Here is a 23,766-nt window from a genome sequence, read left to right as displayed (position 1 = left end):
GGGCGGGGCGGGGCGGACGAGCCTCCGGCCGGTCGTCACGCGCGCGCGTGGCGACCGGCCGGAGGTGGGGTGTGCTCCCGCTCGGGTCAAAAGGGGAGTGCGTGGAGTGCGTGGTGCGTGTCAGACGCGGGAGGCGGACCGACGGCGCAGGACGACGAAGCCGAGGCCCGCGGCGGCGAGCGAGGCGGCGCCCCCGCCGGCCGCCATCAGGGCGGTGGAGTCGCCCTCGGTGCCGAGCTCGGCGCCGGCCGCGACCCCGCCCTTCGGGACGACGGAGGTCTGCCCGTTGTTCGTGGTGGTGCCGGTGTTGCCGGCCGGGGGCTGCGTGGTGGCGGACGGCGCCGGGGTGGGGGTCGCGTCCTTCTCGCAGCCCTCGGGCAGCTTCGGGAACGCGGTCCAGGCGTACGGCGTGTCGCCGCCCTGGGTGCGCTGGCCGAGCTGCGGGGTGGTGGTGTCCGCGCCCCTGATCGTGAGGCCCTGGCCCAGGTCGGCCGAGTGGGCGCGGTCGAGGGTGACGAGGGGCTTCCCGTCCTCGTCGTTGAGGACGGCCTTCGGGCCCTTCTCCAGGTCGTTGGTGAGCGTGACGGTCAGCTGCGCGAAGACCGAGGGGATGACCTGCTGGACGGTGCACTCGCCGAGGGTGACGACGGGACCCGGGGTGGGCGCGGGGGCGGGCGTCTCGACGAGCTTCGGGGCGGCCTGCCGCATGCTGCCGTTGACGTAGGCGGCGAACCCGCCGTCGGGCTCGACGACGAGGACGGCCTTGCCGAGGACGGCGACCTGACGGGTGCCGTGCAGCCGGACGAGGACGCGGCCCTCGCCGCTCTTCTCGACGGTCCGGAGGGTGTACGCGCCGAGCCTCAGGACCAGCTCCACGCGGGTGCCGTCGACGAGCTCGTAGACGCCGGGACGGGCGCCGGGGAAGTAGTTGCCCTGCCAGGTGGAGGTGAGGCCCGTCTCGAAGAGGACGAGGAAGGTGCCGTCGTCGTTGCCGGCGACCGGGTGGCCGTCGGCCTCCAGGGTGCCGACGCGCTGGCCCTCCTTCATGAGCTCGGCGCGGTAGTGGGTGTCGCCGAGCTTGACGATGCGGGCGATGCCGCCGTTCGGGAGGATCTGGTTCCGGACGAAGACGCCGTCCTCCTCGCCGGTCTGGCCGGTCTGGCCGTTCGTGCCCTTCGCATCCGCCGTGGCGGTGGCCGAGGGGGCCGCGTCCGCGGTGCCGGCGCTCTTCGTGGCGGCGGCCGCCGGGCCGTCGGCGGCGAAGGCGGCGGCCGCCGTGAGGGCGGGGGCGGTGATCGCGACGCCCGCGACGAGGGCGGTGGCGATGGCGGTGCGGAGGGCGGTGCGCATAACGACTCCTGTGTTTTCAGGTGGTGGTCGAGGTGAGTCGCATGCCGCTTTTTCTCGGTCCGACTGTTTCCGGTGAGGTCTGGCTGGCTGCTGATAAGAATCTATTGATCTTGTATTCGGGATCCGTCCACTCCATGTCACGGCCGTGTGACAGGGGTCACCACGCCGTCGGACCCGCTGTGACCTCGGGCTCCATGACGGGGCTCCCCTGTACAGGTCGCTACGCGCGTAGATATGCTCGACTGGTGACCATGCCCACCACTGCATCCGCAGCATCCGCATTCGCCGACGTGACCGCGTCCGACAGTGCGCTGCGCCGCTTCCTCCACGGGCTGCCCGGCGTCGACGCCGTCGGCCTGGAGGCGCGCGCCGCGTCCCTCGGCACCCGCTCGATCAAGACCACGGCCAAGGCGTACGCCATCGACCTGGCCATTTCCATGATCGACCTGACGACACTCGAAGGCGCGGACACCCCGGGCAAGGTCCGGGCGCTCGCCGCCAAGGCCGTCAACCCCGATCCGACCGACCGCACGACCCCGAAGACCGCCGCCGTCTGCGTCTACCCCGACATGGTGGCCACCGCCAAGGCGGCCGTCGCGGGCTCGGGCGTCAAGGTCGCCTCGGTCGCCACCGCCTTCCCGGCCGGGCGCGCCGCGCTCCCCGTGAAGCTCGCCGACACGGCCGACGCGATCGCCGCCGGCGCCGACGAGATCGACATGGTCATCGACCGTGGCGCCTTCCTCGCGGGCCACTACCTCCAGGTCTTCGAGCAGATCGCCGCGATCAAGGCGGAGTGCGGCGACCGCGCCCGCCTGAAGGTGATCTTCGAGACCGGCGAGCTCTCCACGTACGACAACATCCGCCGCGCCTCCTGGCTCGGCATGATGGCCGGCGCGGACTTCATCAAGACCTCGACCGGCAAGGTCGCGGTCAACGCCACCCCGGCGAACACGCTCCTCATGCTGGAGGCCGTGCGCGACTTCCGCGCCCAGACCGGCGTGCAGATCGGCGTGAAGCCGGCCGGCGGCATCCGCAACACCAAGGAAGCGATCAAGTTCCTGGTTCTCGTCAACGAGACCGTGGGTGAGGACTGGCTGGACAACCACTGGTTCCGCTTCGGCGCTTCCAGCCTGCTCAACGACCTGCTGATGCAGCGCCAGAAGCTGGCGACCGGCCGTTACTCCGGCCCCGATTACGTGACGGTGGACTGATCAACATGGCATCTGCATTCGAGTACGCACCGGCACCGGAGTCGCGCTCGGTCGTCGACATCGCGCCGAGCTACGGCCTGTTCATCGACGGCGAGTTCACCGACGCCGCCGACGGCAAGGTCTTCAAGACCGTCTCCCCCTCCTCCGAGGAGGTCCTCGCCGAGGTCGCCCAGGCGGGCACCGAGGACGTCGACCGCGCGGTGAAGGCGGCGCGGAAGGCCTTCGAGAAGTGGTCGGCGCTGCCCGGCTCCGAGCGCGCCAAGTACCTCTTCCGCATCGCCCGGATCATCCAGGAGCGCAGCCGTGAGCTGGCCGTCCTGGAGACCCTGGACAACGGCAAGCCGATCAAGGAGACCCGCGACGCGGACCTCCCGCTGGTCGCCGCGCACTTCTTCTACTACGCGGGCTGGGCCGACAAGCTCGACCACGCGGGCTTCGGCGCGAACCCGCGCCCGCTGGGCGTGGCCGGCCAGGTCATCCCGTGGAACTTCCCGCTGCTCATGCTGGCGTGGAAGATCGCCCCGGCGCTCGCGACCGGCAACACGGTCGTCCTGAAGCCGGCCGAGACGACCCCGCTCTCCGCCCTGTTCTTCGCGGACATCTGCCGCCAGGCCGGGCTGCCGAAGGGCGTCGTCAACATCCTTCCCGGGTACGGGGAGACGGGCGCCGCGCTGGTCGCGCACCCCGACGTGAACAAGGTCGCCTTCACCGGTTCGACCGCCGTCGGCAAGGCCATCGCGCGCTCGATCGCCGGCACGGACAAGAAGGTCACCCTGGAGCTGGGCGGCAAGGGCGCCAACATCGTCTTCGACGACGCGCCCATCGACCAGGCCGTCGAGGGCATCGTCAACGGCATCTTCTTCAACCAGGGCCAGGTCTGCTGCGCGGGCTCGCGCCTCCTCGTCCAGGAGTCGATCCAGGACGAGCTGCTCGACAGCCTGAAGCGCCGCCTGTCGACGCTCCGCCTGGGCGACCCGCTCGACAAGAACACGGACATCGGCGCGATCAACTCGTCCGAGCAGCTGGCCCGGATCACCTCGCTGGTGGATCAGGGCGAGGCGGAGGGCGCCGAGCGCTGGACCGCCGCGTGCGAGATCCCGTCGGCCGGTTACTGGTTCGCCCCGACGCTCTTCACGAACGTCACGCAGGCGCACCGGATCGCCCGCGACGAGATCTTCGGCCCGGTCCTGTCGGTGCTGTCCTTCCGTACGCCCGACGAGGCCGTCGCGAAGGCCAACAACAGCCAGTACGGCCTGTCGGCCGGCATCTGGACGGAGAAGGGCTCCCGCATCCTCGCGGTCGCGTCCAAGCTCCGCGCGGGTGTCGTCTGGGCCAACACGTTCAACAAGTTCGACCCGACCTCGCCCTTCGGCGGCTACAAGGAGTCGGGCTTCGGCCGCGAGGGCGGCCGCCACGGCCTGGAGGGCTACCTCGATGTCTGAGTCGACCCGTCTGAACGTCTTCAAGACCTACAAGCTGTACGTCGGGGGCAAGTTCCCCCGCTCCGAGAGCGGCCGGGTGTACGAGGTGACGGACTCGAAGGGCAAGTGGCTGGCGAACGCCCCGCTCTCCTCCCGCAAGGACGCGCGTGACGCGGTCGTCGCCGCGCGCAAGGCCTTCGGCGGCTGGGCGGGCGCGACCGCGTACAACCGCGGCCAGATCCTCTACCGCGTCGCCGAGATGCTGGAGGGCCGCCGGGACCAGTTCGTCCGCGAGGTCGGCGAGGCCGAGGGCCTGTCGAAGTCGAAGGCGGCCGTGGTCGTCGACGCGGCGATCGACCGCTGGGTCTGGTACGCGGGCTGGACCGACAAGATCGCCCAGATCGTGGGCGGCGCGAACCCGGTCGCGGGCCCGTACTTCAACCTGTCGACCCCGGAGCCGACGGGCGTCGTGACGGTCGTGGCCCCGCAGGACTCGTCCTTCCTGGGCCTGGTCTCGGTGATCGCCCCGGTGATCGCGACGGGCAACACGGCCGTCGTCATCGCGAGCGAGAAGTCCCCGCTGCCCGCCCTGTCCCTGGGCGAGGTGCTCGCCACCTCGGACCTGCCGGGCGGCGTCGTGAACATCCTCTCCGGCAAGGCGTCCGAGATGGGCCCGCACCTCGCGGCCCACCAGGACGTCAACGCGATCGACCTGACGGGCGCGACGGAGGGCGACCTCGCCCGCGACCTGGAGATCGCGGCGGCGGACAACCTGAAGCGCGTCCTGCGTCCCCGTACCGAGGACTTCGCCGAGTCGCCGGGCACGGACCGCATGACCGCCTTCCTGGAGACGAAGACCGTCTGGCACCCCACGGGTTCGCTGGGCGCGAGCGGCTCCTCGTACTAGCGGGCACCTCCCCGTACCTGCGAGCGGCTCCTCCTCCTCCTGGAAGCGGCCGCCGCGCCGAACGGCCCCCGGACAGCAGCACTGCCCGGGGGCCGTTCCGTCATGCCCCGGTACGCCCGATCAGCCCGGCCACCCCGTCGAGCACGCACTCGAGCCCCGTCTCGAACTGCCAGCCCGCGTCGTCCTTGCGCGCCGCCCCCTGCACGTACCGCAGATACGTGGGGTAGCGCCCGGTCCCGAGCAGGTAGGTCATCTGGGGCGCGAGGGCCCGCCGGGTGTCGTCGCCGCTCTCCCAGCCCTGCTCCTTCATGTACTGGGCGAGGGCGACCTCCGACTGCACGGCTCCCTGCACGTACGAGGCCACCGCGCGGAACGCGGCCATCATCGTGTCGGCGTCGAGGCCGAGACCGTCGAGCGAGGCCAGCTGGCGTTCGACCGCCGCCATCCGGGCGGGGGTGAGGGCGAGGAGCGGGACCGGCAACTGGGTGAGCCAGGGGTGGCGCAGCATCCCGTCGCGGGTGCGGTGGGCGTACGTCCGCAGGGTCTCGCGCCAGCCGTCCACCGGGGCCGGGGGCTCCAGTTCGGCCGAGACCTCGTCGACCATGAGCGCCCACAGTTCGTCCTTGCCGGCGACGTGCCGGTACGCGGCCATGGGCGCGACGCCGAGCTCGGTGGCGATCCGGCGCATGGTGACGGCGCCGAAGCCCTCCCGGTCGGCGATCTCGATCGCGACGGCGGCGATCCGGCGCGCGCTGAGGGACGTGCGGGGTGCGCTCGCGGGCCGATCGAGCCGCTCCCACAGCGAGACCCCGTCCGCCGTCTCGTTCTTCTTCGCCACTTCTCGGCCTCCCTTGGGTTGCGTACATCGTATGCGCTGTAGACGCCGTACACATGGACGTGTACGTTGTACACCAGTCGGCGTACAACGTACACACGTCACCGTTTCCCAGGGGGATCCATGTCCACTCCGCTCCGCGTCGCCGTGATCCAGGGCTCCACCCGGGAGGGCCGCCTCGGCCCGACCGTCGCGCACTGGGTACTCGCCCACGTCACCGAACGCCCCGACATGACCGTCGACCTGATCGACCTCGCCGAGACCCCGCTGCCCACGACCTTCCCCCACCTCGGCCAGGCCCCCACCGACGAGGCCGACCGGACCCTCCTGCGCGCCGTGTCCCCGCGCCTCGCCGAAGCCGACGCCTTCGTCGTCATCGCCCCCGAGTACAACCACAGCTACCCGGCCTCCCTGAAGAACGCCATCGACTGGCACAACAGGGAATGGCACGCCAAGCCCGTCGCCTTCGTCTCCTACGGCGGCTTCTCCGGCGGCCTGCGCGCCGTCGAGCACCTGCGCGGCGTCTTCGCCGAACTGCACGCCGTCACCCTCCGCGACTCCGTCGGACTCGCCGGCGTCTGGGGCCAGTTCGACGCCGAGGGCAAGGCCGTCGACCCCGCCGCCGACACCGCCGCGAAGGCCATGCTCGACCGGCTCGCCTGGTGGGGCGAAGCCCTCCGCACCGCCCGCACCGCGACGCCGTACACGGCCTGAGCGGGCCCCGGCCATGACGACCACCACCACACCGCCCGCCACGGCGCGGCTGCCCTACCCGGGCATCGCCGGCCTCATGCTCGGCATCGTCCTCGGCACCCTGGACGGCACCGTCGTCGGCACCGCGCTCCCCACCATCGTGGGCGAGCTCGGCGGCCTCGACCGGCTGTCCTGGGTGGTCACCGCCTACCTCCTCACCGCGGCCGTCGCCACCCCGCTCTGGGGCAAGTTCGGCGACCTGTACGGCCGCAAGGGCGCCTACCTCGCCGCCATCACCGTCTTCCTCGCCGGATCGGTCCTCTCCGGCCTCGCGCAGACCATGGACCAGCTCATCGCCTACCGCGCCCTCCAGGGCGTCGGCGCCGGCGGCCTGATGGTCGGTGCCTTCGCCCTCATCGGCACCCTGGTCTCCCCCGAGGACAGCCCCAAGGTCCAGGCGGTCACCGGGGCCATGCTGCCGGTGGCCTTCGCCGGCGGCCCGCTCCTCGGCGGCCTGCTCACCGACCACGCCGACTGGCGCTGGGCCTTCTACGTCAACGTGCCCGTCGGCCTCGCCGCCCTGCTGCTCGCCTCCCTCGGCCTGACGGTGCGCACGCCGCGCGTCCGCGCCCGGATCGACTGGGCGGGCGCCTTCCTGCTCACCACCGGGATCCTCGCCCTCACCCTGCTCGCCACCTGGGCCGGGCGGACGTACGCCTGGACGTCACCGGCCGTCCTCGCCCTCGGCGCGGCCGGCGCGGCCTCCCTCGCCGCCTTCGTCATGGTGGAGCGGCGCGCGGAGGAGCCCGTCATCCCACCCCGGCTCTTCCGCAGCCGCAACTTCGCGCTCGCCCAGCTCCTCAGCTTCCTGGTCGGCGCGGGCATGCTCACCGCCATGAACTACCTGCCGCAGTACCTGCAGTTCGTCCGCGGCCGGTCGTCCACGGCCAGCGGCCTGCTGCTGCTCCCGCTGATGCTGGGCATGGTCGCCGTCCAACTGGTCACCGGCCGGCTCATCGCCCGCACCGGTCGCTACCGGCACTACCCGATCCTCGGCGGCGCGCTGATGACCGCGGGCGCGCTCCTCCTGCTGCTGCTCGACGTGGACACGCCCACGGCCCTCGCCTCGGCGCTCACCGTCGTCCTGGGCGCCGGCATGGGCTTCCTGATGCAGTCGACGATGCTGATCACGATGTACAGCGCGGAGCGGCGCGACATGGGGGCGGCGAGCGGCACGGTCACGCTCGTGCGCACCATCGGCGGCTCGCTCGGCGTGGCCGCGCTCGGCGCGGTGTTCAGCTCGCGGCTGACCGGAACGGACCCCGGCCTGACGCCGGCGCAGGCGGACGCCCTTCCCGCGCCGGTACGGGAGGCCTTCCGGGCGGCGGTGACGAGCGGCGTCCACGGGGTCCTGCTCGGCACGGCCGTGCTCGCCGCGCTCGCCTTCGCCGCCGCCTGGTTCGTACGGGAGATCCCGCTGCGGGCCTCCGCTACGGAAGCAGCCCCTGCGTCAGCGGACCGGCCACCGGCAGATCGGACACCGCTCCGCCCTTCGTGACGTGGTCGGTCACGAGGTTCGTACCGACCGGCTTGAAGTCGGCGACCTGGGTGCCGAGGCCGTTGTCGAGGGGGTCGACGCCGGTGTTGGCCAGCGGGTCGAGCTGGAGCCGGGTCAGCGGGCCCACCCCTTGGGTGACGCCGGCCAGCGCACCCGCCCCGGCCGCGCCGGCGTCCGTCCTGCTCAGCGAGTCCACGGGCAGCGGCACAGGGGCCACGGCCTGGGCGGCGGCACCCGCGCCGAGCACGGCGGCGCCGGCCGCCGTGACGCCGAGACCGGCCCTCAGCAGGGCGCTGCGGCGAGAGGTCCGGGGTTCTGCGTGACGCGCCATGAAGATCCTTCCAGCGGGTGAGCGAGCGGGCACCGACAGTAGTCGAGGTGTGATGCTCGATACCAACGGCCTTCCTCGGTGGTCCCCTGGACGGGGGAATGCCTCACACTGGTGTTCCGTGAGTTCCCAACCGATCCCGACCCGGGTCGTCCTGCTCGCGGGCCCCTCCGGCTCCGGCAAGTCGTCCCTCGCCGCCGTCACCGGCCTTCCGGTCCTGCGCCTCGACGATTTCTACAAGGAGGGCGACGACCCGTCGCTCCCACTCGTCGACGGCAGCACGGACATCGACTGGGACTCCCCACGGTCCTGGGACGCGGACGCCGCCGTCTCCGCGATCGTCGAGCTGTGCCGTACGGGGCGGACCGACGTCCCGGTGTACGACATCGGCACCAGCTCCCGCACGGGCCGCGACCGCCTCGACATCGAGCGGACGCCGCTGTTCGTCGCGGAGGGCATCTTCGCGGCGGAGATCGTGACCCGCTGCCGCGACCTCGACGTCCTCGCGGACGCGCTGTGCCTGCGCGGCCGCCCGTCGACGACGTTCCGGCGCCGGCTCGCGCGGGACCTCCGCGAAGGGCGCAAGTCCGTGCCGTTCCTGTTGCGCCGCGGCTGGCGCCTGATGCGCGCCGAGCGCGCGATCGTCGCCCGGCAGGCCGCCCTGGGCGCCCACCCCTGCGCCAAACCGGAGGCCCTGGGCCGCCTGGCCGCCGCAGCAGCCGGCCGCCACCGCACCCCAGCCCCGAACTGACCCCACCACCGTGTGGGCAATCGTCCCGCTGGGCGGGACGGGTGGGCACACGGGACGGCGCTCTTGGCGGCGCCTCCGCCTTCCGTCCCCTGACCCGCACCACGTCGAGCGCCGTGCCTGCGGTGCGGGTCCAGGCGCGGAAGCCTGGGCCCGGCACGGGGCGCCGTCCGTTGTGCCCACCCGTTCCGCCCTTGCGGAACGTATGCCCACAACGAGGTGGGTCGGGGGCGCCGACCCACGCGGCGGGGTACCCGCCCGGCGGGCGGGCGCGCCCACGGCGGGGTCGGCTGCCCGTGGCGCACGCGCACGCAAAGACGACGCGGGTCGTGCAAGCCCCCCGGCTTGTACGACCCGCGTCGTGTTTCCCCCGTACCCCCGTACGGCCCGCAGCAGCCCCGTTCCCCCGTAAGCCCCCGCAGGTCCCGCCCCCCGACCTTCAGGCCACCAGCTCGCCGAAGGACTCCTCCTCGTCACGGCCGAAGCTCAGCACCTCGTCCTCGCGCAGTCGCCGCAGCGAGCGCCAGATGCTCGACTTCACCGTGCCGACACTGATGTCCAGGATCTCCGCGATCTCCGGATCGGTCCGGCCCTCGTAGTAGCGCAGCACCAGCATGGTCCGCTGGAGCTCGGGCAGGCGGGCCAGGGCCTGCCACAGGACCGCGCGCAGCTCCGTACCCCGCATCGCGTCCGTCTCGCCGACCGTCTCCGGCAGCTCCTCGGTCGGGTACTCGTTGAGCTTGCGCCGGCGCCAGGCGCTGATGTGCAGGTTGGTCATGGTGCGGCGGAGGTATCCGCCGACCGCGGCCTTGTCGCTGATCCGGTCCCAGGCGCGGTACGTGGAGAACAGCGCGCTCTGCAGCAGGTCCTCGGCCTCGAAACGGTCACCGGTGAGGTGGTAGGCGGTGGCGTACAGGGAGGCACGACGCTCCTGGACGTAAGCCGTGAACTCGGCTTCCGAACAGCCCGTGCGCTCCCCCGTGACCTCCCCGTACGCCGCTCCCCCGTCAGCAACGGCCACCATGTACGGCGCCTTGCGCTGACGCCCGACGCTGCGAACGCACCCCCGCCCGTTCACACCGCCGGACTTCTCCGTGCTCCGCACGACGTCGTGGAGACGCGTGACAACTGCGCTTGAGGTGGTGCTGTGCAGTGCGTTCATCTCGCGCCCCCCGTCGGTTGGAGTGTGTTTCGGTCCGTATGCCAAGAAGCTTGCCCGCCGGACTTCATGGCGTTGTCCGCCGACTGTCACAGCCGTGTCACAGGGGACGGAACAGATGCGAGTCCGCGAGCGGTCGATCTCGGACGGCCCCATGAGACAGAATGTCGGCGTGCCTTTTCTGCTGCTGATCGAGGACGACGACGCCATCCGCACGGCCCTCGAACTCTCCCTGTCCCGGCAGGGTCACCGGGTGGCCACCGCCGCGACGGGCGAGGACGGCCTCCAGCTGCTGCGTGAGCAGCGGCCGGACCTGGTCGTGCTCGACGTCATGCTGCCCGGCATCGACGGTTTCGAGGTCTGCCGGCGCATCCGCCGGACCGACCAGTTGCCGATCATTCTGCTGACCGCGCGCAGCGACGACATCGACGTGGTCGTCGGGCTCGAGTCCGGTGCCGACGACTACGTGGTCAAGCCGGTGCAGGGCCGGGTCCTGGACGCCCGCATCCGGGCCGTGCTGCGGCGCGGGGAGCGCGAGTCGACGGACTCGGCGACGTACGGCTCCCTGGTGATCGACCGGTCGGCGATGACGGTCACCAAGAACGGCGAGGACCTCCAGCTCACCCCGACCGAGCTGCGGCTGCTCCTGGAGCTGAGCCGGCGGCCCGGACAGGCGCTGTCCCGCCAGCAGTTGCTGCGGCTCGTGTGGGAGCACGACTACCTCGGCGACTCGCGGCTCGTCGACGCCTGTGTGCAGCGGCTGCGCGCCAAGGTGGAGGACGTGCCGTCCTCGCCGACGCTCATCCGTACCGTGCGCGGGGTCGGTTACCGGCTGGACGTCCCTGCGTGAGCAAGGGGATCTACACACGGCTGCGTCTCTCCAGCCTGCGGCTGCGGCTCGTCATCGTCTTCGCCCTGGTCGCGCTCACCGCGGCCGTCGCCGCCTCCGGCATCGCGTACTGGCTCAACCGGGAGGCGGTGCTGACCCGTACCCAGGACGGGGCGCTCAACGACTTCCGGCAGGAGATGCAGAACCGGGCGGCGACGCTGCCGCTGCGGCCCACCCAGGACGACCTGCGGCGGACCGCCGAGGCGATGGCGAGCGGCAGCGCCAACTACCAGGTGCTGCTGCTCGGCGAGCGGGCCGCGGGCAAGCCGATCGTGGGCGCCTCGGACCCGGACGACTTCACCCTGGCCGACGTGCCGCGCTCGCTGCGGGAGGCCGTGGACACGAAGCGGCCGGTGACGGACGCCAACGCGTATCCGTACCACCTGTTCTGGCAGCGCACGGAGCGGAACGGGACGCCGTACCTGGTCGGCGGGACGCGGATCGACGGCGGCGGGCCCGCCGGCTACATGTTCAAGTCGCTGGCCGCCGAGAAGGCCGATCTGAACTCGCTCGCCTGGTCGTTGGGGATCGCCACCGCGCTCGCGGTGGCCGGTTCCGTACTGCTCGCGCAGGTCGCGGCGACGACCGTGCTGCGCCCGGTGCACCGGCTCGGCGAGGCCGCCCGGCAGCTCGGCGAGGGCAAGCTCGACACCCGGCTGCGGGTCACCGGGGCGGACGAACTGGCCGATCTCTCCCGTACGTTCAACAGCGCGGCCGAGTCGCTGCAGAAGAAGGTCGCGGACATGAGCGCGCGGGAGGAGTCCTCGCGGCGTTTCGTGGCCGACATGTCGCACGAGCTGCGGACCCCGCTGACCGCGCTGACGGCCGTCACCGAGGTCCTGGAGGACGAGCAGGACTCCCTGGACCCGATGATCGCCCCGGCGGTGGCCCTCGTGGTGAGCGAGACCCGGCGCCTCAACGACCTGGTGGAGAACCTGATGGAGGTGACCCGCTTCGACGCGGGCACGGCGCGGCTCGTCCTCGACGAGGTGGACATCGCGGACCAGATCACCGCGTGCATCGACGCGCGGGCCTGGCTGGACGCGGTGGACCTCGACGCGGAGCGCGGGATCGTGGCGCCGCTCGACCCGCGCCGCCTCGACGTGATCCTGGCGAACCTGATCGGGAACGCGCTGAAGCACGGCGGTTCGCCGGTGCGTGTCTCGGTCCGCACGGAGGACGAGGAGCTCGTCATCGCGGTGCGCGACCACGGGCCCGGCATCCCCGAGGAGGTGCTGCCGCACGTCTTCGACCGCTTCTACAAGGCGAGCGCGTCCCGGCCGCGGTCCGAGGGCAGCGGGCTCGGCCTGTCGATCGCCATGGAGAACGCGCTGATCCACGGCGGCTCGATCACGGCCTCGAACTCGGTCGGCGAGGACGGGAAGGTCGACGGCGCGGTGTTCGTGCTGCGGCTGCCCCTGGACGCCTCGGGGATCACGCGCGAGGTGCAGACGCGCAGCAGCCAGGGCGAGGTGGAGGAAGCGTGAGGCGTCGCGTCTATGTCATGGCGGCGGCGCTCACCGCGCTGGTCACCGGCTGCGGGATCCGGACCACGTCGGTCCCGGTCGACGCGGGCGCGGCCCCGTCCCGGGTCCCGTGCAGCGTGACCGAGGACGGTACGACGGGGCCGGCAGCGCAGGGCGTGCCGGTCCGGGTGTTCCTGGTCTGCGGCTCGGAGCTGGAGGCGGTGGACCGCCGGTCGCCGCTGCCGGAGGAGAAGGCGGGCGGCGATCCCGTGCGGACGGCCGGGGGGCTGCTCGCGCAGCTGCTCGCCGAGCCCTCGGAGAGCGAGCGGCAGGCCGGTTTCACGACCGAGGTGCGCGGCCCGCTGACGGTGGGCGCCGCGCACCGGGGCGACCCGGCGGGCTCGCTGCGGCTGAGCCGGCAGCCGGAGGACCTGGCGCCGACGGCGCTGTCGCAGATCGTCTGCACGTTCGCGGAGAGCTCGGCGGGCGCGGGCGGCCACACGGTCCTGCTCGGCGGCCCGGGGCCGTACGCCCCGAAGCGCTACCGCTGCACGCCGGAACTCCGCGAACGCCCGGAGTCCTCCCCACCGACGGCCCCGGCCCCGAGCCCTTCAGCGAGCTGACCCCACCCCCGTGTGGGCAATCGTCCCGCAGGGCGGGACGGGTGGGCACACGGGACGGCGCCCGCTGCGGGCGCCTCCGCCCCCTGCACCTACCCGCACCCTCGGGAGCCGCACGACGTGGTGCGGGTCAAAGCGCGGAAGCCTGGGCCCGGCAAAGGGCGCCGTCCGTTGTGCCCCCTCCCCCAAGCTCTCGGCTTCGCTCGAGCAGGGGGACCCCCATCGCCCCAGCGGAACGACTGCCCACAACGGGCGGGGCGCGGGCCCAGCGGAACGACTGCCCACAACGGGGGCGACGGGGCGCGGAACCGATTCCGCTGTTCCGGGCGTCTTGGGGGGCGTGCAGCGTCAAGGTTCGGGCGGCAGTGCCGCCGTGGTCGTCCGCGTGGCGGGGTTCGTCCTCCTCCTCGCGCATCTGCTGCTCGTCGCCTGGGTCAGCCTGCGCCCACGGGACGTGGCCTGGGTGACCCCGCCGAACACGATCCCGCTGCACGGCCTGCGCGCCGACCTCGCGCTCCCCGCCGCCGAGGCCGCCCGGCTGATCGGCGAGGGCCTGCTGCTCCTGGCCCCGCTCGGGGTGCTGCTCCCGATGGCCGACGGCCGGCTCCATGTCTCCGGCTGGGCCTCCCTGACCCGTACGACCGCCGCGGGCGCGCTGGTGTCGCTGGCCGTGGAGCTCCTGCAGACCGCGGTGCCGGGTCAGGTGGTGGACGTGGACTCGGTGCTCCTGAACACGGCGGGCGTCGCGCTCGCGCATCTCCTGGTGGTCCCGGCCGGCCGGACCCGGATGCGCCGCAGGTGGGAGGCGGGGCGGGCGTCCTCCTCCGCGGGGAGCACGCCGGACCGGGACTCCGCCCTGCTGCGGAACGAGGGTTCTCAGGGTGCGACCCCGACGATTACCAGGGTCCCGATCGCCCCGTAGACCGACGCTTCGTCCCCCCTCGCGGCGGCAGTATGGAGTCATCGGGAGGTCGCAAGGAGCGGCTCCCGGACCGATTCCGAAGGAGCCCACCATGGCCGCACTGACCCGCCCCCGTGACGGACGCGTGCTCGGCGGAGTGTGCGCGGCGCTGGCCCGGCGCTTCGGCACCTCCGCGACGACGATGCGTCTGATCTTCCTGGCCTCGTGCCTGCTGCCCGGCCCCCAGTTCCTGATCTACCTGGGTCTGTGGATCTTCCTGCCGGCGGAGAAGACCGCGAGCACGGCCTGGTAGCCGCTCGACCGTACCGACCTCACGCCGAAGGGGCGCGTACCCGGATGACGGGTGCGCGCCCCTTCGGCGTCGTACGGAGCGGGTCAGCCGATCGGCAGGCCGCCGGCGAGGCCACCGATCGGCAGGCCGCCGAGGAGGCCGCCGAGCGGGGTGGCGCCGAGGCCGCCGGCGGCGGCGTCGAGCGGGAGGTTCTGGGTGGCCTGGCCGGCGGCGGCCGGGAGGGTCTTCACGCCCTGGTCGACACCCTGGCCGAGGGCGCCCTGGCCGGCGCCGAGGGACTCGGATGCGCCGTCGGGGAGCGTGGTGAGGCCGTCACCGAGCGGGACGGCCTGGGTCACCGTGCCGAGCGCGTCGGCGTCGAGCGGCAGGGACGGCGCTGCGGAGGCCGTGCCGGCGGCGGCAGCGGCGAAAGCGGCACCGAGAGCGGCGACACCGAGCTTCTTGGCGGTGGACTGCTTCATCAGAAAATCTTCCTTGGGGAATCCGGGGGCTTCGGGGAAAAGCCGGGAGGGGAAATCCTGGGAATCGAGAGCGGCTCTGCAACCTAACCAGGGAACGTCGCCTCCGCAAACACCGGAAAGCGGCCGGGTGTCGCAACGACCCGGCCGCTCCCTTCCCCTTCGCGGGGCGTCTTTCAGTCCGTCGCGCGGGAAGACTCGCTGGTCGTGGCGGTCTGCTGGAACAGCCATTCGGACTTGAGCTCGGCGTATCCGGGCTTGATGACCTCGTTGATCATGGCGAGTCGTTCATCGAAAGGAATGAACGCTGATTTCATCGCATTGACAGTGAACCACTGCATGTCGTCGAGCGTGTAATCGAATGCCTCGGTCAGCAGCTCGAATTCCCGGCTCATGCTCGTCCCGCTCATGAGCCGGTTGTCGGTGTTGACCGTGGCCCGGAAGTGGAGCGTGCGGAGCAGGCCGATGGGGTGCTCGGCGAAGGAGGCGGCGGCGCCGGTCTGGAGGTTGGAGGAGGGGCACATCTCCAGCGGGATGCGCTTGTCGCGGACGTAGGCCGCGAGGCGGCCCAGGCGGACCGAGCCGTCGTCGGCGACCTCGATGTCGTCGATGATCCGCACGCCGTGGCCGAGCCGGTCGGCGCCGCACCACTGGAGCGCCTGCCAGATCGAGGGCAGCCCGAAGGCCTCGCCCGCGTGGATCGTGAAGTGGTTGTTCTCCCGCTTGAGGTACTCGAAGGCGTCGAGGTGGCGGGTGGGCGGGTAGCCGGCCTCGGCGCCCGCGATGTCGAAGCCGACGACGCCGGAGTCGCGGTAGCGGTTGGCGAGTTCGGCGATCTCCAGCGCGCGGGCGGCGTGCCGCATGGCGGTCAGGAGGGCGCCGACGCGGATGCGGTGGCCGTTGGCCCTGGCCTGTCGCTCGCCCTCGCGGAAGCCCTCGTTGACGGCCTCCACGACCTCTTCGAGGGTGAGACCGCCTTCCAGGTGCTGCTCGGGGGCGTAGCGCACCTCCGCGTACACGACGCCGTCCTCGGCGAGGTCGACGGCGCACTCGGCGGCGACCCGGAAGAGGGCGTCCCGGGTCTGCATGACGGCGCAGGTGTGCGCGAAGGTCTCCAGGTACCGCTCCAGGGAGCCGGAGTCGGCGGCTTCGCGGAACCAGATGCCGAGCTTGTCGGGCTCCGTCTCGGGGAGCTGCTCGTAGCCCTGCTCCTGGGCGAGTTCGATGATCGTGCCGGGGCGCAGTCCGCCGTCGAGGTGGTCGTGGAGCAGCACCTTCGGGGCACGGCGGATCTGGTCCGCGGTGGGGACGTTGGGGGTCTGGCTCGTCATTTCCGCACTCTAGCCCCTACGCGCGTAGAACGCCGCTCGTGGCGCCGTTTTTCTCCTGGCGGCGCGAGGACCGGCCGTCCTAGCCTGCCCGTATGACTTCCACGAGCAACGCGTCCGAACTGCCGCGCATCCACCGCTTCCTGTCCGACTTCCACCGCCGGCAGGCCGCCCGTACCGTCGAGTTCCCCGGCGCCGTCGCGGTGCTCGACGACGCCTACCGGCACTCCCGGGGGAACAACCACGTGCTCGCGTACGGCGCCGTGGACCCGGAGGCGCTGCCCGGGTACGCGGACGAGGCGCAGAGCCATCTCCCGTACCGCTTCGCCTACGTCCTCGACGAGTCCGTCGCCGCCGCCTGCTTGGCGCCCATGGAGCGGGCCGGGTTCCGGCACGCCACCACGCTGATCATGGCGCACACCGCCCCGGTGCCGGAGCACGGCGGGGCGCGGGAGGTGGACTTCGACGAGCTGCGGGGACCGGTGACGGCGTCCTGGCCGCGGTTCGCCCCGGAGGCGCCGCAGGAGCACATCCGCGACCTGGTGGAGCGACGGGTGGCGCGGCGGCGCGGCGCCGACGTCGTGCGCTTCTTCGCCGCGTACACCCCGGAGGGCGAGGTGGCCGCGTGGGTCGACCTGTACATGAACCCGGAGACGGGGATCGCGCAGATCGAGGACCTGGTCACCGTGGAGGCCCACCTGAAGCAGGGGTACGCCGGGAAGGTCCTGGACACGGCGCTGCACGAGGCCGCCGCCGCGGGCTGCGCCACCCGCTTCCTCACCGCGTTCGCGGGCGACTGGCCGCACACCTGGTACGGCCGGAAGGGCTTCACGGTCATCGGCTCGGTGGCCCGCTTCGAACGGACTGCCTGAGCACGGCCGTTCGAGCCGCGCGGCAGTGATGCGTAACAGTGACCGCGCGTACGGCTGGCGTACACCTCCGCTTCTGAGACTGTTCTGTCATGGCGCACTTCGCACTCGTGGGGCCGCCCGAGGCACGGAGACCCCGGCTCGGACGGCCTGTTGGAGGTTCCCGCACGTCGGCGGCGGTGGGCGGCGTGGTGCTGCTCCTGCCGGACGGCGAGCCGGTGTCGGCACGCCGGGCCTCCGCGCGGGCGCACACGGCGATGCTCCCGCTGGGCCGCGGCCTGGTCCGGGCGGGCCGGTCCGAGGGGCTCGCCGCGCACGTGGTGCGCTACCGGGCGCGCGGCTGGAACGGCGCGGACGCGGACCTCGTGGCGGACGCCACCTGGGCGGTCGCGGAGGCGGTACGCCGCTACGGCGACGTCCCGGTCTGCCTCGTCGGGCACGGGATGGGGGCGCGTGCTGCGCTGCGGGCGGCCGGGCATCCGGCGGTCGGCGCGGTCCTCGCGCTCGCGCCGTGGCTGCCGGAGGACGATGTGGCGGCGGAGCCGGAGCCGGTGCGGCAGCTGGTGGGGCGCAGGGTGCTGCTCGTGCACGGCACGAACGACGCGCGGACGGACCCGGAGCTGTCGTTCCGGTTCGCCGAGCGGGCGAAGAAGGCGAACCGGGACACCTGCCGCTTCGAGGTCCACTCGGACGGGCACGCGCTGCGCCAGTACGCGGCCGAGGTCCGGGCCCTCGCCTCGGACTTCGTGCTCGGCGCCCTGTTCTCCCGGCCGGTCGCCCGCCCGCTGACCGACGCGATGGCCGCTCCCCCGCCGCTCGGCCTGCGGATGCCCCTGGCGGCGGGCTTCGGGGGTGGCCTCGGCTCCCGCCGACGGTGACGGCCACCCCGGGCGGGGCTTACAGAGCGGCCCTCACGCCGGCGGTGACGGCTCCTTCGGGAGCAGGTGGCCGCGCCGGCTGAGCAGGAACTTCTTGAAGGCGGCCACCGGGGCCGTGTCCGGGTGGCCGTCGAGCCAGGCGACGCCGATCTCGCGGACCGCGCGCGGCGCGGTGACGGTGAGTTCGACGACGCCGGGGCGGGGGACGGCGGGCGGTGGCAGCAGGGCGACACCGAGCCCGGCGGCGACCAGGCCGCGCAGGGTCTCGGCCTCCTCGCCCTCGAAGGCGACCCGGGGCTTGAAGCCGGCCTCCGCGCACAGGTCGTCGGTGATGCGGCGGAGCCCGTACCCCGGTTCCAGGGTCACGAAGGTCTCGTCCGCGGCCTCGGCGAGGCGCACCCGCTTGCGGCCCGCGAGCCGGTGGTCGTCGGGGACGACGAGCCGCAGCCGCTGTTCGTCGAGGCGCCGGGCGACCAGGTCGGGGGCGTCCGGCACGGGGGAGGTCAGGCAGAGGTCGAGGTCCCCGGCCCGCAGCCGCTCGATCATGGCCTCGCCGTAGTTCTGGACGAGGGTGAAGCGGATCCGGGGGTGGTCGACGCGGAAGGCGCGGATGAGGCCGGGGACGGTCTCGGAGCCCATGGTGTGCAGGAAGCCGAAGGCGACGCGTCCTGCGGTCGGGTCGGCGTCGGCGCGTACGGTGTCGGCGGCCCGTTCCACCTCGGCGAGGGCCCGCTCGGCGGCGGTCAGGAAGCGGCGCCCGGCGGGGGTGAGGGAGACCGTCCGGCCGCGGCGGGCGAAGAGACTGACGCCGAGGTCCTGTTCGAGCCGGACCATCGCCCGCGAGAGCGTCGACTGCGGCACGCCCATCTCGGCCGCGGCGCGGGTCACGTGCTCGTGCCGGGCGACGGCGGCGAAGTACGCGAGCCGCGGCGCGAGCAGCAGTCCCATGTCTTCTTCGTTACTGTTCGGTGACAGGCGAGGCTGTGACCTGTACTCATGCACCATGGGAACGATTACAGCAGTTCCGTGCATTGGACGCATGAACCGGGCCGTCCTAGGTTCGTGACATGCCTTCCGCCAGTACCAAGGCGGCCGCCACCACCGCGTCCGCCGACACCCGCCTCTCCCCCGGTGCCCCCGGCTACCGCCGGATGAGCCTCGCGCTCTTCGCCGCCGGACTGGCCACCTTCGCCCTCCTCTACTCCACGCAGGCCCTCCTCCCGGCCATCTCGGCCGAGTTCGGCGCCACCGCCTCCGCCGCCTCCTGGACGGTCTCCGCCGCGACCGGCGCCCTCGCCCTCTGCGTCCTGCCGCTCAGCGCCCTCTCGGAGCGCTTCGGGCGGCGCGCGATGATGACCGCCTCGCTCTCGACCGCCGTCGCCGTGGCCCTCCTGGTGCCGCTCGCCCCGAACCTGGAGTCCCTGATCGCGCTGCGCGCGGTGCAGGGCGCGGCGCTCGCCGGTCTCCCGGCCTCCGCGATGGCGTTCCTCGCCGAGGAGGTACGGCCGAAGGCGCTGATCGCCGCGATCGGCCTGTTCGTGGCGGGCAACTCGATCGGCGGCATGAGCGGCCGGCTCGTGACCGGCTGGGTCGCCCAGATGTGGGGCTGGCGCGCGGGTCTGGCCGCCGTCGGCCTGACCTCCCTGCTGTGCGCGCTCGCCTTCCGGGCGCTGCTCCCGAAGGCCCGGCACTTCACCCCCGGCACGCTCAACCCGAAGGCACTCGCCCGGACCGTCCGGGGGCACCTCGCCGACCCGCTCCTGATGCGCCTGTACGTGATCGGCGCGCTGTTCATGACGGTCTTCGGCGCCGTGTACACGGTGATCGGCTACCGCCTGGTGGAGGCGCCGTTCTCGCTCCCGCAGGGCGTGATCGGCTCGATCTTCCTGATCTACCTGGTCGGCACGGTCTCCTCGGCGGCCGCCGGCAAGCTGGTCGGGCGGCTCGGCCGGCGCGGGGCGCTGTACCTGGCGGTCTCGACGACGACGGCGGGCCTGCTGTTCTCGCTGTCCGACGCGCTCGTCCTCGTGCTCGCGGGCCTGGTCCTGATCACGGCCGGCTTCTTCGCGGGCCACGCGGTCGCCTCCTCCTCGGTGAGCCGCACGGCGAAGACGGGCCGCGCGCAGGCCTCGGCGCTGTACCAGTCCGCGTACTACCTGGGCAGCAGCGCGGGCGGCACGCTCGGCGCGATCGCCTTCCACGCGGGCGGCTGGGCGGGCACGGTCCTGATCGGCCTGGTCGCGGTCCTCGGTGTCGTCTCGGTCACCCTGTACGGCTCGCACAGCGCGCGCGTCGCGGCGCGGCGCCTGCACCTGGCGGCCTGACCGGATTCGCCCTCTCCCGTAGAGGCGCTGCAACCGTCACACTCCCCCGTACGTCCTCAAATACAGGGACTCGAGGGGGAGTTGACGATCATGAAAAGAATCGCGCGACGCATAGGGAGAAGGGCGGGCATCGCCGCCGGGATCACGTCGCTCGTGGTGCCGATGACGATCGCGCTCGGTACGGCCCCGGCGCAGGCTGCGTCCTGCAACGTGACGACGGGGCCGTACCAGAAGCAGGTCGAGAAGTTCCTCGGACGGCCGGTCGACGGGCGCCAGTCGCTCGCCGACTGTCAGGCCATCCGGGCCTTCCAGGCGAAGCACGGCATCACCCCGACCGCCGGGTACGCCGGGCCGATCACCTGGCGCACCATGAACACGATGCTCCAGCAGCGGGCGGCCGGCACCAACCCCAACCGCGCGGGCACCTGCCCGACCAACCGGGGCCGGATCGCCTGCGTCGACCTGACCCGCCAGCTGAGCTGGATCCAGGACGGCGCGCGCCTCAAGTACGGACCGGTGCCGGTGCGCACGGGCAAGGACGGCACCGAGACCCGTACCGGCTCGAAGAAGATCTACTGGCGGAACATCAACCACTGGTCGACGATCTACCACGTCTCCATGCCGTACTCGCAGTTCTTCGACGGCGGCCAGGCCTTCCACTCGACCACCAAGTCCATGTGGAACCCGCCGGGTTCGGGCGGCTGCGTCAACATGCGGCCGGCGGACGCGAAGGCGTACTGGAACCTGCTCAGGAACGGTGACGACGTCTTCGTCTACGGACGCAAGCCGGGAACCTGACCCCGGCTGTCAGTCCGCTGCGGTAGCTTCCCTCTCACCGGCACCGAACGGGTGCCGGTGAGGGGTGAGTGGGGTGTGGACCCGATGAGCGACGCCGCGACCGCGACGACCGACGAACTCGACAAGTACCGCAGGGAGCTGACCGGTTACTGCTACCGGATGCTCGGATCCTCCTTCGAGGCGGAGGACGCGGTGCAGGACACGATGGTGCGCGCCTGGAAGGCCATCGACTCCTTCGAGGGCCGCTCCTCGCTGCGGTCCTGGCTGTACCGGATCGCCACCAACGTCTGCCTGGACGCGCTGAACGCCGGCAACCGGAGGGCGCGGCCGATGGATCTGACCTCCCCGACGCCGGTGGCGCAGGCGCAGCTCGTCAAGCAGCCGGAGGTCACCTGGCTGGAGCCGATGCCCGACGGGCGGGTGCTGCCCTCGGCCGGGGACCCGGCGGAGACGGCGCTGTCCCGGGAGTCCGTACGGCTCGCGTTCGTGGCCGCGCTCCAGCACCTGCCGCCCAAGCAGCGGGCCGTGCTCATCCTGCGGGAGGTGCTCGCCTGGAAGGCGAGCGAGGTCGCCGAGCTCCTCGACACCTCCGTCGCCTCGGTCAACAGCGCCCTCCAGCGGGCCCGCGCGACCCTCGCCGAGCAGGCGCCGGCCGCCTCCGACACGGCGAACCCGCTGGACGAGGAGCAGAAGGCGCTCCTGGAGCGCTATGTCGCGGCCTTCGAGGGCTACGACATGAAGGCGCTGACGGCGCTCCTCCACGAGGACGCGACGATGTCCATGCCGCCGTACGACCTGTGGCTCCAGGGCCACGACGACATCGTGGGCTGGATGCTGGGCGTCGGCGACGTGTGCCGGGGCTCGAAGCTGGTCGCGACCGTGGCGAACGGCTCGCCGGCCTTCGCCCACTACCACCCGGATCCGGCGGGCGGCTTCAGTCCGTGGGCGCTGATCGTCCTGGAGCTTCGGGACGGGAAGGTCGGCGGGATGGACTTCTTCCTGGACACCGAGCGCTGGTTCCCGCTGTTCGACCTGCCGGCGCGGCTGGAGGCCTAGCCTCCCAGGGTTGCGTCCAGGCCGGTGAGGAGGAGCAGGGCCCGGAGCTCGGGGCCTGCTCCGTGGAACCGGATCCGGTGACCGCTGCGCCCCGCGGCGAGCTTCAGCCGGGCGAGGGCGTCGACGGCGGCGAGATCGGCGTGCGCGAGGGCGCCGACCTCGCAGACGACCTGGCCGGGCGGGGCCGCGGCGATCTCGGCGGAGAGCCGGGCGACGTCCTCCCGGCCGGGCCGGGCGGGCAGGGTCACGACGAGCGGTTGACTGGTGTCCACGTCCGTACGACCGGCCGGGCGCCCGGAACTCATCGCTAGGCTCTCGATCATGACTCACGAGCCTGTCGAACTGGTGATCTTCGACTGTGACGGTGTTCTGGTGGACAGCGAGCGGATCTACTGCCGGGTGGACCGCGAGGTGTTCGCCTCCCTGGGGGCGGAGTTCACCGAGGCGGAGGTGGTCGAGCACTTCGTCGGCTCCTCCCACGAGATGCTCACCGCGATCGTGGAGGAGCGGCGCGGCCGCCCCCTGGAGCCCGGCTGGCAGGCTCCCTTCAAGCAGCGGTACGAGGACGCGCTGGACGCGGAGCTGACGGCCGTGGAGGGCGTCACGGACGTCCTGGACGCCGTGTCCGTCCCGTACTGCCTCGCCTCCAACGGCAGCCACACCAGCATCCGCAAGAACCTCGGCCGCGCCGGGCTGCTCGACCGCTTCGAGGGCCGGATGTTCAGCGCGCGTGACGTCGCCCGGGGCAAGCCGGCCCCGGACCTCTTCCTGCACGCGGCCGCCACGATGGGCGTCGCGCCGGAGCGCTGCGCGGTCGTCGAGGACAGCCCGTACGGCGTCCAGGCCGCCCGCACGGCCGGCATGCGTGCCTTCGGCTACTGCGGCGGCCTGACCCGCGCGGACCGCCTGATGGGCCCGCGGACGGTGGTCTTCGACCACATGCGGGAGCTGCCGGGGTTGCTGCTCAGCTGACGGGGAACTCGGCGGTGTCGAGGATGAGGTCGAAGGGGGCGGGGAGGTGGATCTCCCGGCCGAACTCGACCACGTCGAGGACGCGGTAGAGGCCGTTCTCCGGCTCACCGTAGAGGGTGACGGTGGGGCGGCCAGCGTGCCAGCGGTCGATGAGCAGGTAGAACGGCACTCCAGCAGTCGCATGTCCCTGGAGCTTCACGACCCTGTCGTGGTTCGCGTTCCCCTGCGAGGTGATCTCGACAACGAGTTCGGCCTCCGCGGCCGCAAGGCCGTGGCCAGCCTCACGCACGGACTTCTTGGGCGCCACAAGGACGTCCGGAACGAACATTCCCTGGCGCGGGGGAACAGCGACGGGCTGTGTCCGGTAGACGCCCCAGTCCCGCGGAATCACCGGGTACAGCGCCCGAATGATGTCATCGGCGATGTCGTTGTGGATGCCGGACGGCGACGGTGCCGCGGTGACGATCCCCGATGATCTCCACCTTGCAGCCCTCGGGCCAGTCCATCGACTTCCAGCGACGGACCAGGTCCTCCCAGCCATCGCCCTGGTCGGGCTGGGGCTCGGCAGCGAGTGCGCTCACGGCGTGCTCCCCAATCGGTCGTCACCGATCCCAGCACGCCGAACGGGACCGGTGGGGGTCCACCGGCCCCGTTCACCCGAAGGTGTCGTAGGCATATGCCTCG

27 protein-coding genes are annotated in these 23,766 nt (G+C 72.4%); 17 read left to right on the top strand and 10 right to left on the bottom strand.

The genetic code is table 11. The annotated features are described in order from the left end of the window. Positions 1 to 120: 120 nt before the first annotated feature. Complete coding sequence (locus ACN9M0_RS22980) at positions 121 to 1,350, bottom strand: hypothetical protein (RefSeq protein WP_426404115.1); 1,230 nt, start codon at positions 1,348 to 1,350, stop codon at positions 121 to 123. A gap of 251 nt (positions 1,351 to 1,601) precedes the next feature. Between ACN9M0_RS22980 and deoC the strand changes: the two genes are divergently transcribed. From deoC to ACN9M0_RS22965, 3 genes are read left to right on the top strand one after another with little or no spacing between them, the layout of a single operon-like run. Continuing rightward, positions 1,602 to 2,561: a deoxyribose-phosphate aldolase gene (gene deoC, locus ACN9M0_RS22975; RefSeq protein ID WP_366040904.1), complete on the top strand. Its 960-nt coding sequence runs from the start codon at positions 1,602 to 1,604 to the stop codon at positions 2,559 to 2,561. A 5-nt stretch (positions 2,562 to 2,566) separates the two neighbouring features. Next, on the top strand, positions 2,567 to 4,003 hold the full coding sequence (locus ACN9M0_RS22970) for an aldehyde dehydrogenase family protein (RefSeq protein ID WP_366040902.1): 1,437 nt from the start codon (positions 2,567 to 2,569) through the stop codon (positions 4,001 to 4,003). Continuing rightward, positions 3,996 to 4,889 (top strand): aldehyde dehydrogenase family protein, encoded by an 894-nt coding sequence (locus ACN9M0_RS22965; RefSeq protein WP_366040901.1) that lies wholly within the window; start codon positions 3,996 to 3,998, stop codon positions 4,887 to 4,889. Before ACN9M0_RS22970 ends, ACN9M0_RS22965 begins: the two co-directional genes overlap by 8 nt. Before the next feature lie 100 nt (positions 4,890 to 4,989). Here the strand turns inward: ACN9M0_RS22965 and ACN9M0_RS22960 are convergent, their stop codons facing one another. Then, positions 4,990 to 5,727 (bottom strand): TetR/AcrR family transcriptional regulator, encoded by a 738-nt coding sequence (locus tag ACN9M0_RS22960; RefSeq protein ID WP_366040900.1) that lies wholly within the window; start codon positions 5,725 to 5,727, stop codon positions 4,990 to 4,992. Between the two features lie 120 nt (positions 5,728 to 5,847). Between ACN9M0_RS22960 and ACN9M0_RS22955 the strand changes: the two genes are divergently transcribed. After that, entirely contained in the window at positions 5,848 to 6,438 is a 591-nt protein-coding gene (locus ACN9M0_RS22955) for an NADPH-dependent FMN reductase (protein WP_366040899.1), read from the top strand. A gap of 13 nt (positions 6,439 to 6,451) precedes the next feature. Continuing rightward, complete coding sequence (locus ACN9M0_RS22950) at positions 6,452 to 7,975, top strand: MDR family MFS transporter (protein WP_426404114.1); 1,524 nt, start codon at positions 6,452 to 6,454, stop codon at positions 7,973 to 7,975. Here the strand turns inward: ACN9M0_RS22950 and ACN9M0_RS22945 are convergent. Beyond that, positions 7,908 to 8,306, bottom strand: a complete 399-nt coding sequence (locus ACN9M0_RS22945; protein ID WP_366040897.1) for a hypothetical protein — start codon at positions 8,304 to 8,306, stop codon at positions 7,908 to 7,910. The genes ACN9M0_RS22950 and ACN9M0_RS22945 overlap by 68 nt on opposite strands. A gap of 52 nt (positions 8,307 to 8,358) precedes the next feature. On the opposite strand from ACN9M0_RS22945, the gene ACN9M0_RS22940 reads away from it, so the two are divergent. Continuing rightward, entirely contained in the window at positions 8,359 to 9,054 is a 696-nt protein-coding gene (locus ACN9M0_RS22940; protein ID WP_366040896.1) for a uridine kinase family protein, read from the top strand. A gap of 436 nt (positions 9,055 to 9,490) precedes the next feature. On the opposite strand, the gene ACN9M0_RS22935 is transcribed toward ACN9M0_RS22940, so the two are convergent. Beyond that, positions 9,491 to 10,213 (bottom strand): SigE family RNA polymerase sigma factor, encoded by a 723-nt coding sequence (locus ACN9M0_RS22935; RefSeq protein WP_189800237.1) that lies wholly within the window; start codon positions 10,211 to 10,213, stop codon positions 9,491 to 9,493. Between the two features lie 169 nt (positions 10,214 to 10,382). Between ACN9M0_RS22935 and afsQ1 the strand changes: the two genes are divergently transcribed. The 5 genes from afsQ1 (at position 10,383) to ACN9M0_RS22910 (ending at position 14,399) form a co-directional block, all read left to right on the top strand. Then, positions 10,383 to 11,060, top strand: a complete 678-nt coding sequence (gene afsQ1, locus ACN9M0_RS22930; RefSeq protein ID WP_017239746.1) for a two-component system response regulator AfsQ1 — start codon at positions 10,383 to 10,385, stop codon at positions 11,058 to 11,060. After that, positions 11,057 to 12,586 carry a HAMP domain-containing sensor histidine kinase gene (locus tag ACN9M0_RS22925; protein ID WP_366040895.1) on the top strand — a complete coding sequence of 510 codons (1,530 nt, stop codon included), beginning with the start codon at positions 11,057 to 11,059 and terminating at the stop codon, positions 12,584 to 12,586. Before afsQ1 ends, ACN9M0_RS22925 begins: the two co-directional genes overlap by 4 nt. Positions 12,587 to 12,603: 17 nt before the next feature. Further along, on the top strand, positions 12,604 to 13,188 hold the full coding sequence (locus tag ACN9M0_RS22920) for a hypothetical protein (protein ID WP_399695961.1): 585 nt from the start codon (positions 12,604 to 12,606) through the stop codon (positions 13,186 to 13,188). Between the two features lie 337 nt (positions 13,189 to 13,525). Beyond that, positions 13,526 to 14,107 (top strand): VanZ family protein, encoded by a 582-nt coding sequence (locus tag ACN9M0_RS22915; protein ID WP_366040893.1) that lies wholly within the window; start codon positions 13,526 to 13,528, stop codon positions 14,105 to 14,107. A 91-nt stretch (positions 14,108 to 14,198) separates the two neighbouring features. Beyond that, the gene (locus ACN9M0_RS22910; protein WP_093874403.1) at positions 14,199 to 14,399 is read left to right on the top strand and encodes a PspC domain-containing protein; all 201 of its coding nucleotides are present in this window, start codon (positions 14,199 to 14,201) and stop codon (positions 14,397 to 14,399) included. 83 nt (positions 14,400 to 14,482) lie between these two features. Here ACN9M0_RS22910 and ACN9M0_RS22905 read toward each other — a convergent pair whose 3' ends face one another. Both ACN9M0_RS22905 and ACN9M0_RS22900 read right to left on the bottom strand, forming a co-directional pair. Continuing rightward, the gene (locus tag ACN9M0_RS22905) at positions 14,483 to 14,860 is read right to left on the bottom strand and encodes a hypothetical protein (protein WP_366040892.1); all 378 of its coding nucleotides are present in this window, start codon (positions 14,858 to 14,860) and stop codon (positions 14,483 to 14,485) included. A gap of 173 nt (positions 14,861 to 15,033) precedes the next feature. Further along, entirely contained in the window at positions 15,034 to 16,188 is a 1,155-nt protein-coding gene (locus ACN9M0_RS22900) for an adenosine deaminase (protein WP_366040891.1), read from the bottom strand. A gap of 92 nt (positions 16,189 to 16,280) precedes the next feature. Here ACN9M0_RS22900 and ACN9M0_RS22895 point away from each other — a divergent pair, with 92 nt between their 5' ends. Next, complete coding sequence (locus ACN9M0_RS22895) at positions 16,281 to 17,057, top strand: GNAT family N-acetyltransferase (RefSeq protein WP_366040890.1); 777 nt, start codon at positions 16,281 to 16,283, stop codon at positions 17,055 to 17,057. An 89-nt stretch (positions 17,058 to 17,146) separates the two neighbouring features. Further along, positions 17,147 to 17,932 carry an alpha/beta hydrolase gene (locus ACN9M0_RS22890; protein WP_366040889.1) on the top strand — a complete coding sequence of 262 codons (786 nt, stop codon included), beginning with the start codon at positions 17,147 to 17,149 and terminating at the stop codon, positions 17,930 to 17,932. Positions 17,933 to 17,965: 33 nt separating this feature from the next. Here the strand turns inward: ACN9M0_RS22890 and ACN9M0_RS22885 are convergent, their stop codons facing one another. After that, positions 17,966 to 18,937 (bottom strand): LysR family transcriptional regulator, encoded by a 972-nt coding sequence (locus tag ACN9M0_RS22885; RefSeq protein ID WP_366040888.1) that lies wholly within the window; start codon positions 18,935 to 18,937, stop codon positions 17,966 to 17,968. Between the two features lie 62 nt (positions 18,938 to 18,999). Between ACN9M0_RS22885 and ACN9M0_RS22880 the strand changes: the two genes are divergently transcribed. From ACN9M0_RS22880 to ACN9M0_RS22870, 3 genes are all read left to right on the top strand, one after another. Next, positions 19,000 to 20,256: an MFS transporter gene (locus ACN9M0_RS22880; RefSeq protein ID WP_426404113.1), complete on the top strand. Its 1,257-nt coding sequence runs from the start codon at positions 19,000 to 19,002 to the stop codon at positions 20,254 to 20,256. Between the two features lie 90 nt (positions 20,257 to 20,346). Next, entirely contained in the window at positions 20,347 to 21,054 is a 708-nt protein-coding gene (locus ACN9M0_RS22875; protein ID WP_366040886.1) for a L,D-transpeptidase family protein, read from the top strand. 84 nt (positions 21,055 to 21,138) lie between these two features. Then, complete coding sequence (locus tag ACN9M0_RS22870; protein ID WP_366040885.1) at positions 21,139 to 22,110, top strand: sigma-70 family RNA polymerase sigma factor; 972 nt, start codon at positions 21,139 to 21,141, stop codon at positions 22,108 to 22,110. Here the strand turns inward: ACN9M0_RS22870 and ACN9M0_RS22865 are convergent. Beyond that, positions 22,107 to 22,433, bottom strand: a complete 327-nt coding sequence (locus ACN9M0_RS22865; protein WP_366040884.1) for an STAS domain-containing protein — start codon at positions 22,431 to 22,433, stop codon at positions 22,107 to 22,109. The two genes, ACN9M0_RS22870 and ACN9M0_RS22865, sit on opposite strands and share 4 nt — an antisense overlap. Here ACN9M0_RS22865 and ACN9M0_RS22860 point away from each other — a divergent pair. Next, a complete protein-coding gene (locus tag ACN9M0_RS22860; protein WP_399695910.1) occupies positions 22,432 to 23,082 on the top strand; it encodes an HAD family hydrolase in 651 nt (216 codons plus the stop codon). The genes ACN9M0_RS22865 and ACN9M0_RS22860 overlap by 2 nt on opposite strands. On the opposite strand, the gene ACN9M0_RS22855 is transcribed toward ACN9M0_RS22860, so the two are convergent. Together ACN9M0_RS22855 and ACN9M0_RS22850 are read right to left on the bottom strand one after the other, a co-directional pair. Continuing rightward, entirely contained in the window at positions 23,075 to 23,506 is a 432-nt protein-coding gene (locus ACN9M0_RS22855; RefSeq protein ID WP_426405320.1) for a Uma2 family endonuclease, read from the bottom strand. The two genes, ACN9M0_RS22860 and ACN9M0_RS22855, sit on opposite strands and share 8 nt — an antisense overlap. After that, positions 23,496 to 23,663 (bottom strand): hypothetical protein, encoded by a 168-nt coding sequence (locus ACN9M0_RS22850; RefSeq protein WP_399695907.1) that lies wholly within the window; start codon positions 23,661 to 23,663, stop codon positions 23,496 to 23,498. Before ACN9M0_RS22850 ends, ACN9M0_RS22855 begins: the two co-directional genes overlap by 11 nt. Positions 23,664 to 23,766 lie beyond the last annotated feature (103 nt).

It is taken from the genome of Streptomyces sp. R-07, from assembly GCF_049913175.1.
In the GTDB taxonomy this organism is placed as follows: domain Bacteria; phylum Actinomycetota; class Actinomycetes; order Streptomycetales; family Streptomycetaceae; genus Streptomyces.
This window is presented reverse-complemented; position numbering and strand designations above follow the sequence as displayed.

Excerpts from the sequence above, each read along its gene's own strand:
- deoC (WP_366040904.1), top strand. The coding sequence starts at position 1,602 with ATGCCCACCACTGCATCCGCAGCATCCGCATTCGCCGACGTGACCGCG.
- ACN9M0_RS22860 (WP_399695910.1), top strand. The coding sequence starts at position 22,432 with ATGACTCACGAGCCTGTCGAACTGGTGATCTTCGACTGTGACGGTGTT.
- ACN9M0_RS22870 (WP_366040885.1), top strand. The coding sequence starts at position 21,139 with ATGAGCGACGCCGCGACCGCGACGACCGACGAACTCGACAAGTACCGC.
- ACN9M0_RS22935 (WP_189800237.1), bottom strand. The coding sequence starts at position 10,213 with ATGAACGCACTGCACAGCACCACCTCAAGCGCAGTTGTCACGCGTCTC.
- ACN9M0_RS22895 (WP_366040890.1), top strand. The coding sequence starts at position 16,281 with ATGACTTCCACGAGCAACGCGTCCGAACTGCCGCGCATCCACCGCTTC.
- ACN9M0_RS22955 (WP_366040899.1), top strand. The coding sequence starts at position 5,848 with ATGTCCACTCCGCTCCGCGTCGCCGTGATCCAGGGCTCCACCCGGGAG.
- ACN9M0_RS22965 (WP_366040901.1), top strand. The coding sequence starts at position 3,996 with ATGTCTGAGTCGACCCGTCTGAACGTCTTCAAGACCTACAAGCTGTAC.
- ACN9M0_RS22950 (WP_426404114.1), top strand. The coding sequence starts at position 6,452 with ATGACGACCACCACCACACCGCCCGCCACGGCGCGGCTGCCCTACCCG.
- ACN9M0_RS22910 (WP_093874403.1), top strand. The coding sequence starts at position 14,199 with ATGGCCGCACTGACCCGCCCCCGTGACGGACGCGTGCTCGGCGGAGTG.
- ACN9M0_RS22905 (WP_366040892.1), bottom strand. The coding sequence starts at position 14,860 with ATGAAGCAGTCCACCGCCAAGAAGCTCGGTGTCGCCGCTCTCGGTGCC.
- ACN9M0_RS22945 (WP_366040897.1), bottom strand. The coding sequence starts at position 8,306 with ATGGCGCGTCACGCAGAACCCCGGACCTCTCGCCGCAGCGCCCTGCTG.
- ACN9M0_RS22890 (WP_366040889.1), top strand. The coding sequence starts at position 17,147 with ATGGCGCACTTCGCACTCGTGGGGCCGCCCGAGGCACGGAGACCCCGG.
- ACN9M0_RS22920 (WP_399695961.1), top strand. The coding sequence starts at position 12,604 with ATGGCGGCGGCGCTCACCGCGCTGGTCACCGGCTGCGGGATCCGGACC.
- ACN9M0_RS22880 (WP_426404113.1), top strand. The coding sequence starts at position 19,000 with ATGCCTTCCGCCAGTACCAAGGCGGCCGCCACCACCGCGTCCGCCGAC.
- ACN9M0_RS22875 (WP_366040886.1), top strand. The coding sequence starts at position 20,347 with ATGAAAAGAATCGCGCGACGCATAGGGAGAAGGGCGGGCATCGCCGCC.
- ACN9M0_RS22970 (WP_366040902.1), top strand. The coding sequence starts at position 2,567 with ATGGCATCTGCATTCGAGTACGCACCGGCACCGGAGTCGCGCTCGGTC.
- ACN9M0_RS22980 (WP_426404115.1), bottom strand. The coding sequence starts at position 1,350 with ATGCGCACCGCCCTCCGCACCGCCATCGCCACCGCCCTCGTCGCGGGC.
- ACN9M0_RS22900 (WP_366040891.1), bottom strand. The coding sequence starts at position 16,188 with ATGACGAGCCAGACCCCCAACGTCCCCACCGCGGACCAGATCCGCCGT.
- ACN9M0_RS22940 (WP_366040896.1), top strand. The coding sequence starts at position 8,359 with ATGCTCGATACCAACGGCCTTCCTCGGTGGTCCCCTGGACGGGGGAAT.
- ACN9M0_RS22885 (WP_366040888.1), bottom strand. The coding sequence starts at position 18,937 with ATGGTGCATGAGTACAGGTCACAGCCTCGCCTGTCACCGAACAGTAAC.
- ACN9M0_RS22865 (WP_366040884.1), bottom strand. The coding sequence starts at position 22,433 with ATGATCGAGAGCCTAGCGATGAGTTCCGGGCGCCCGGCCGGTCGTACG.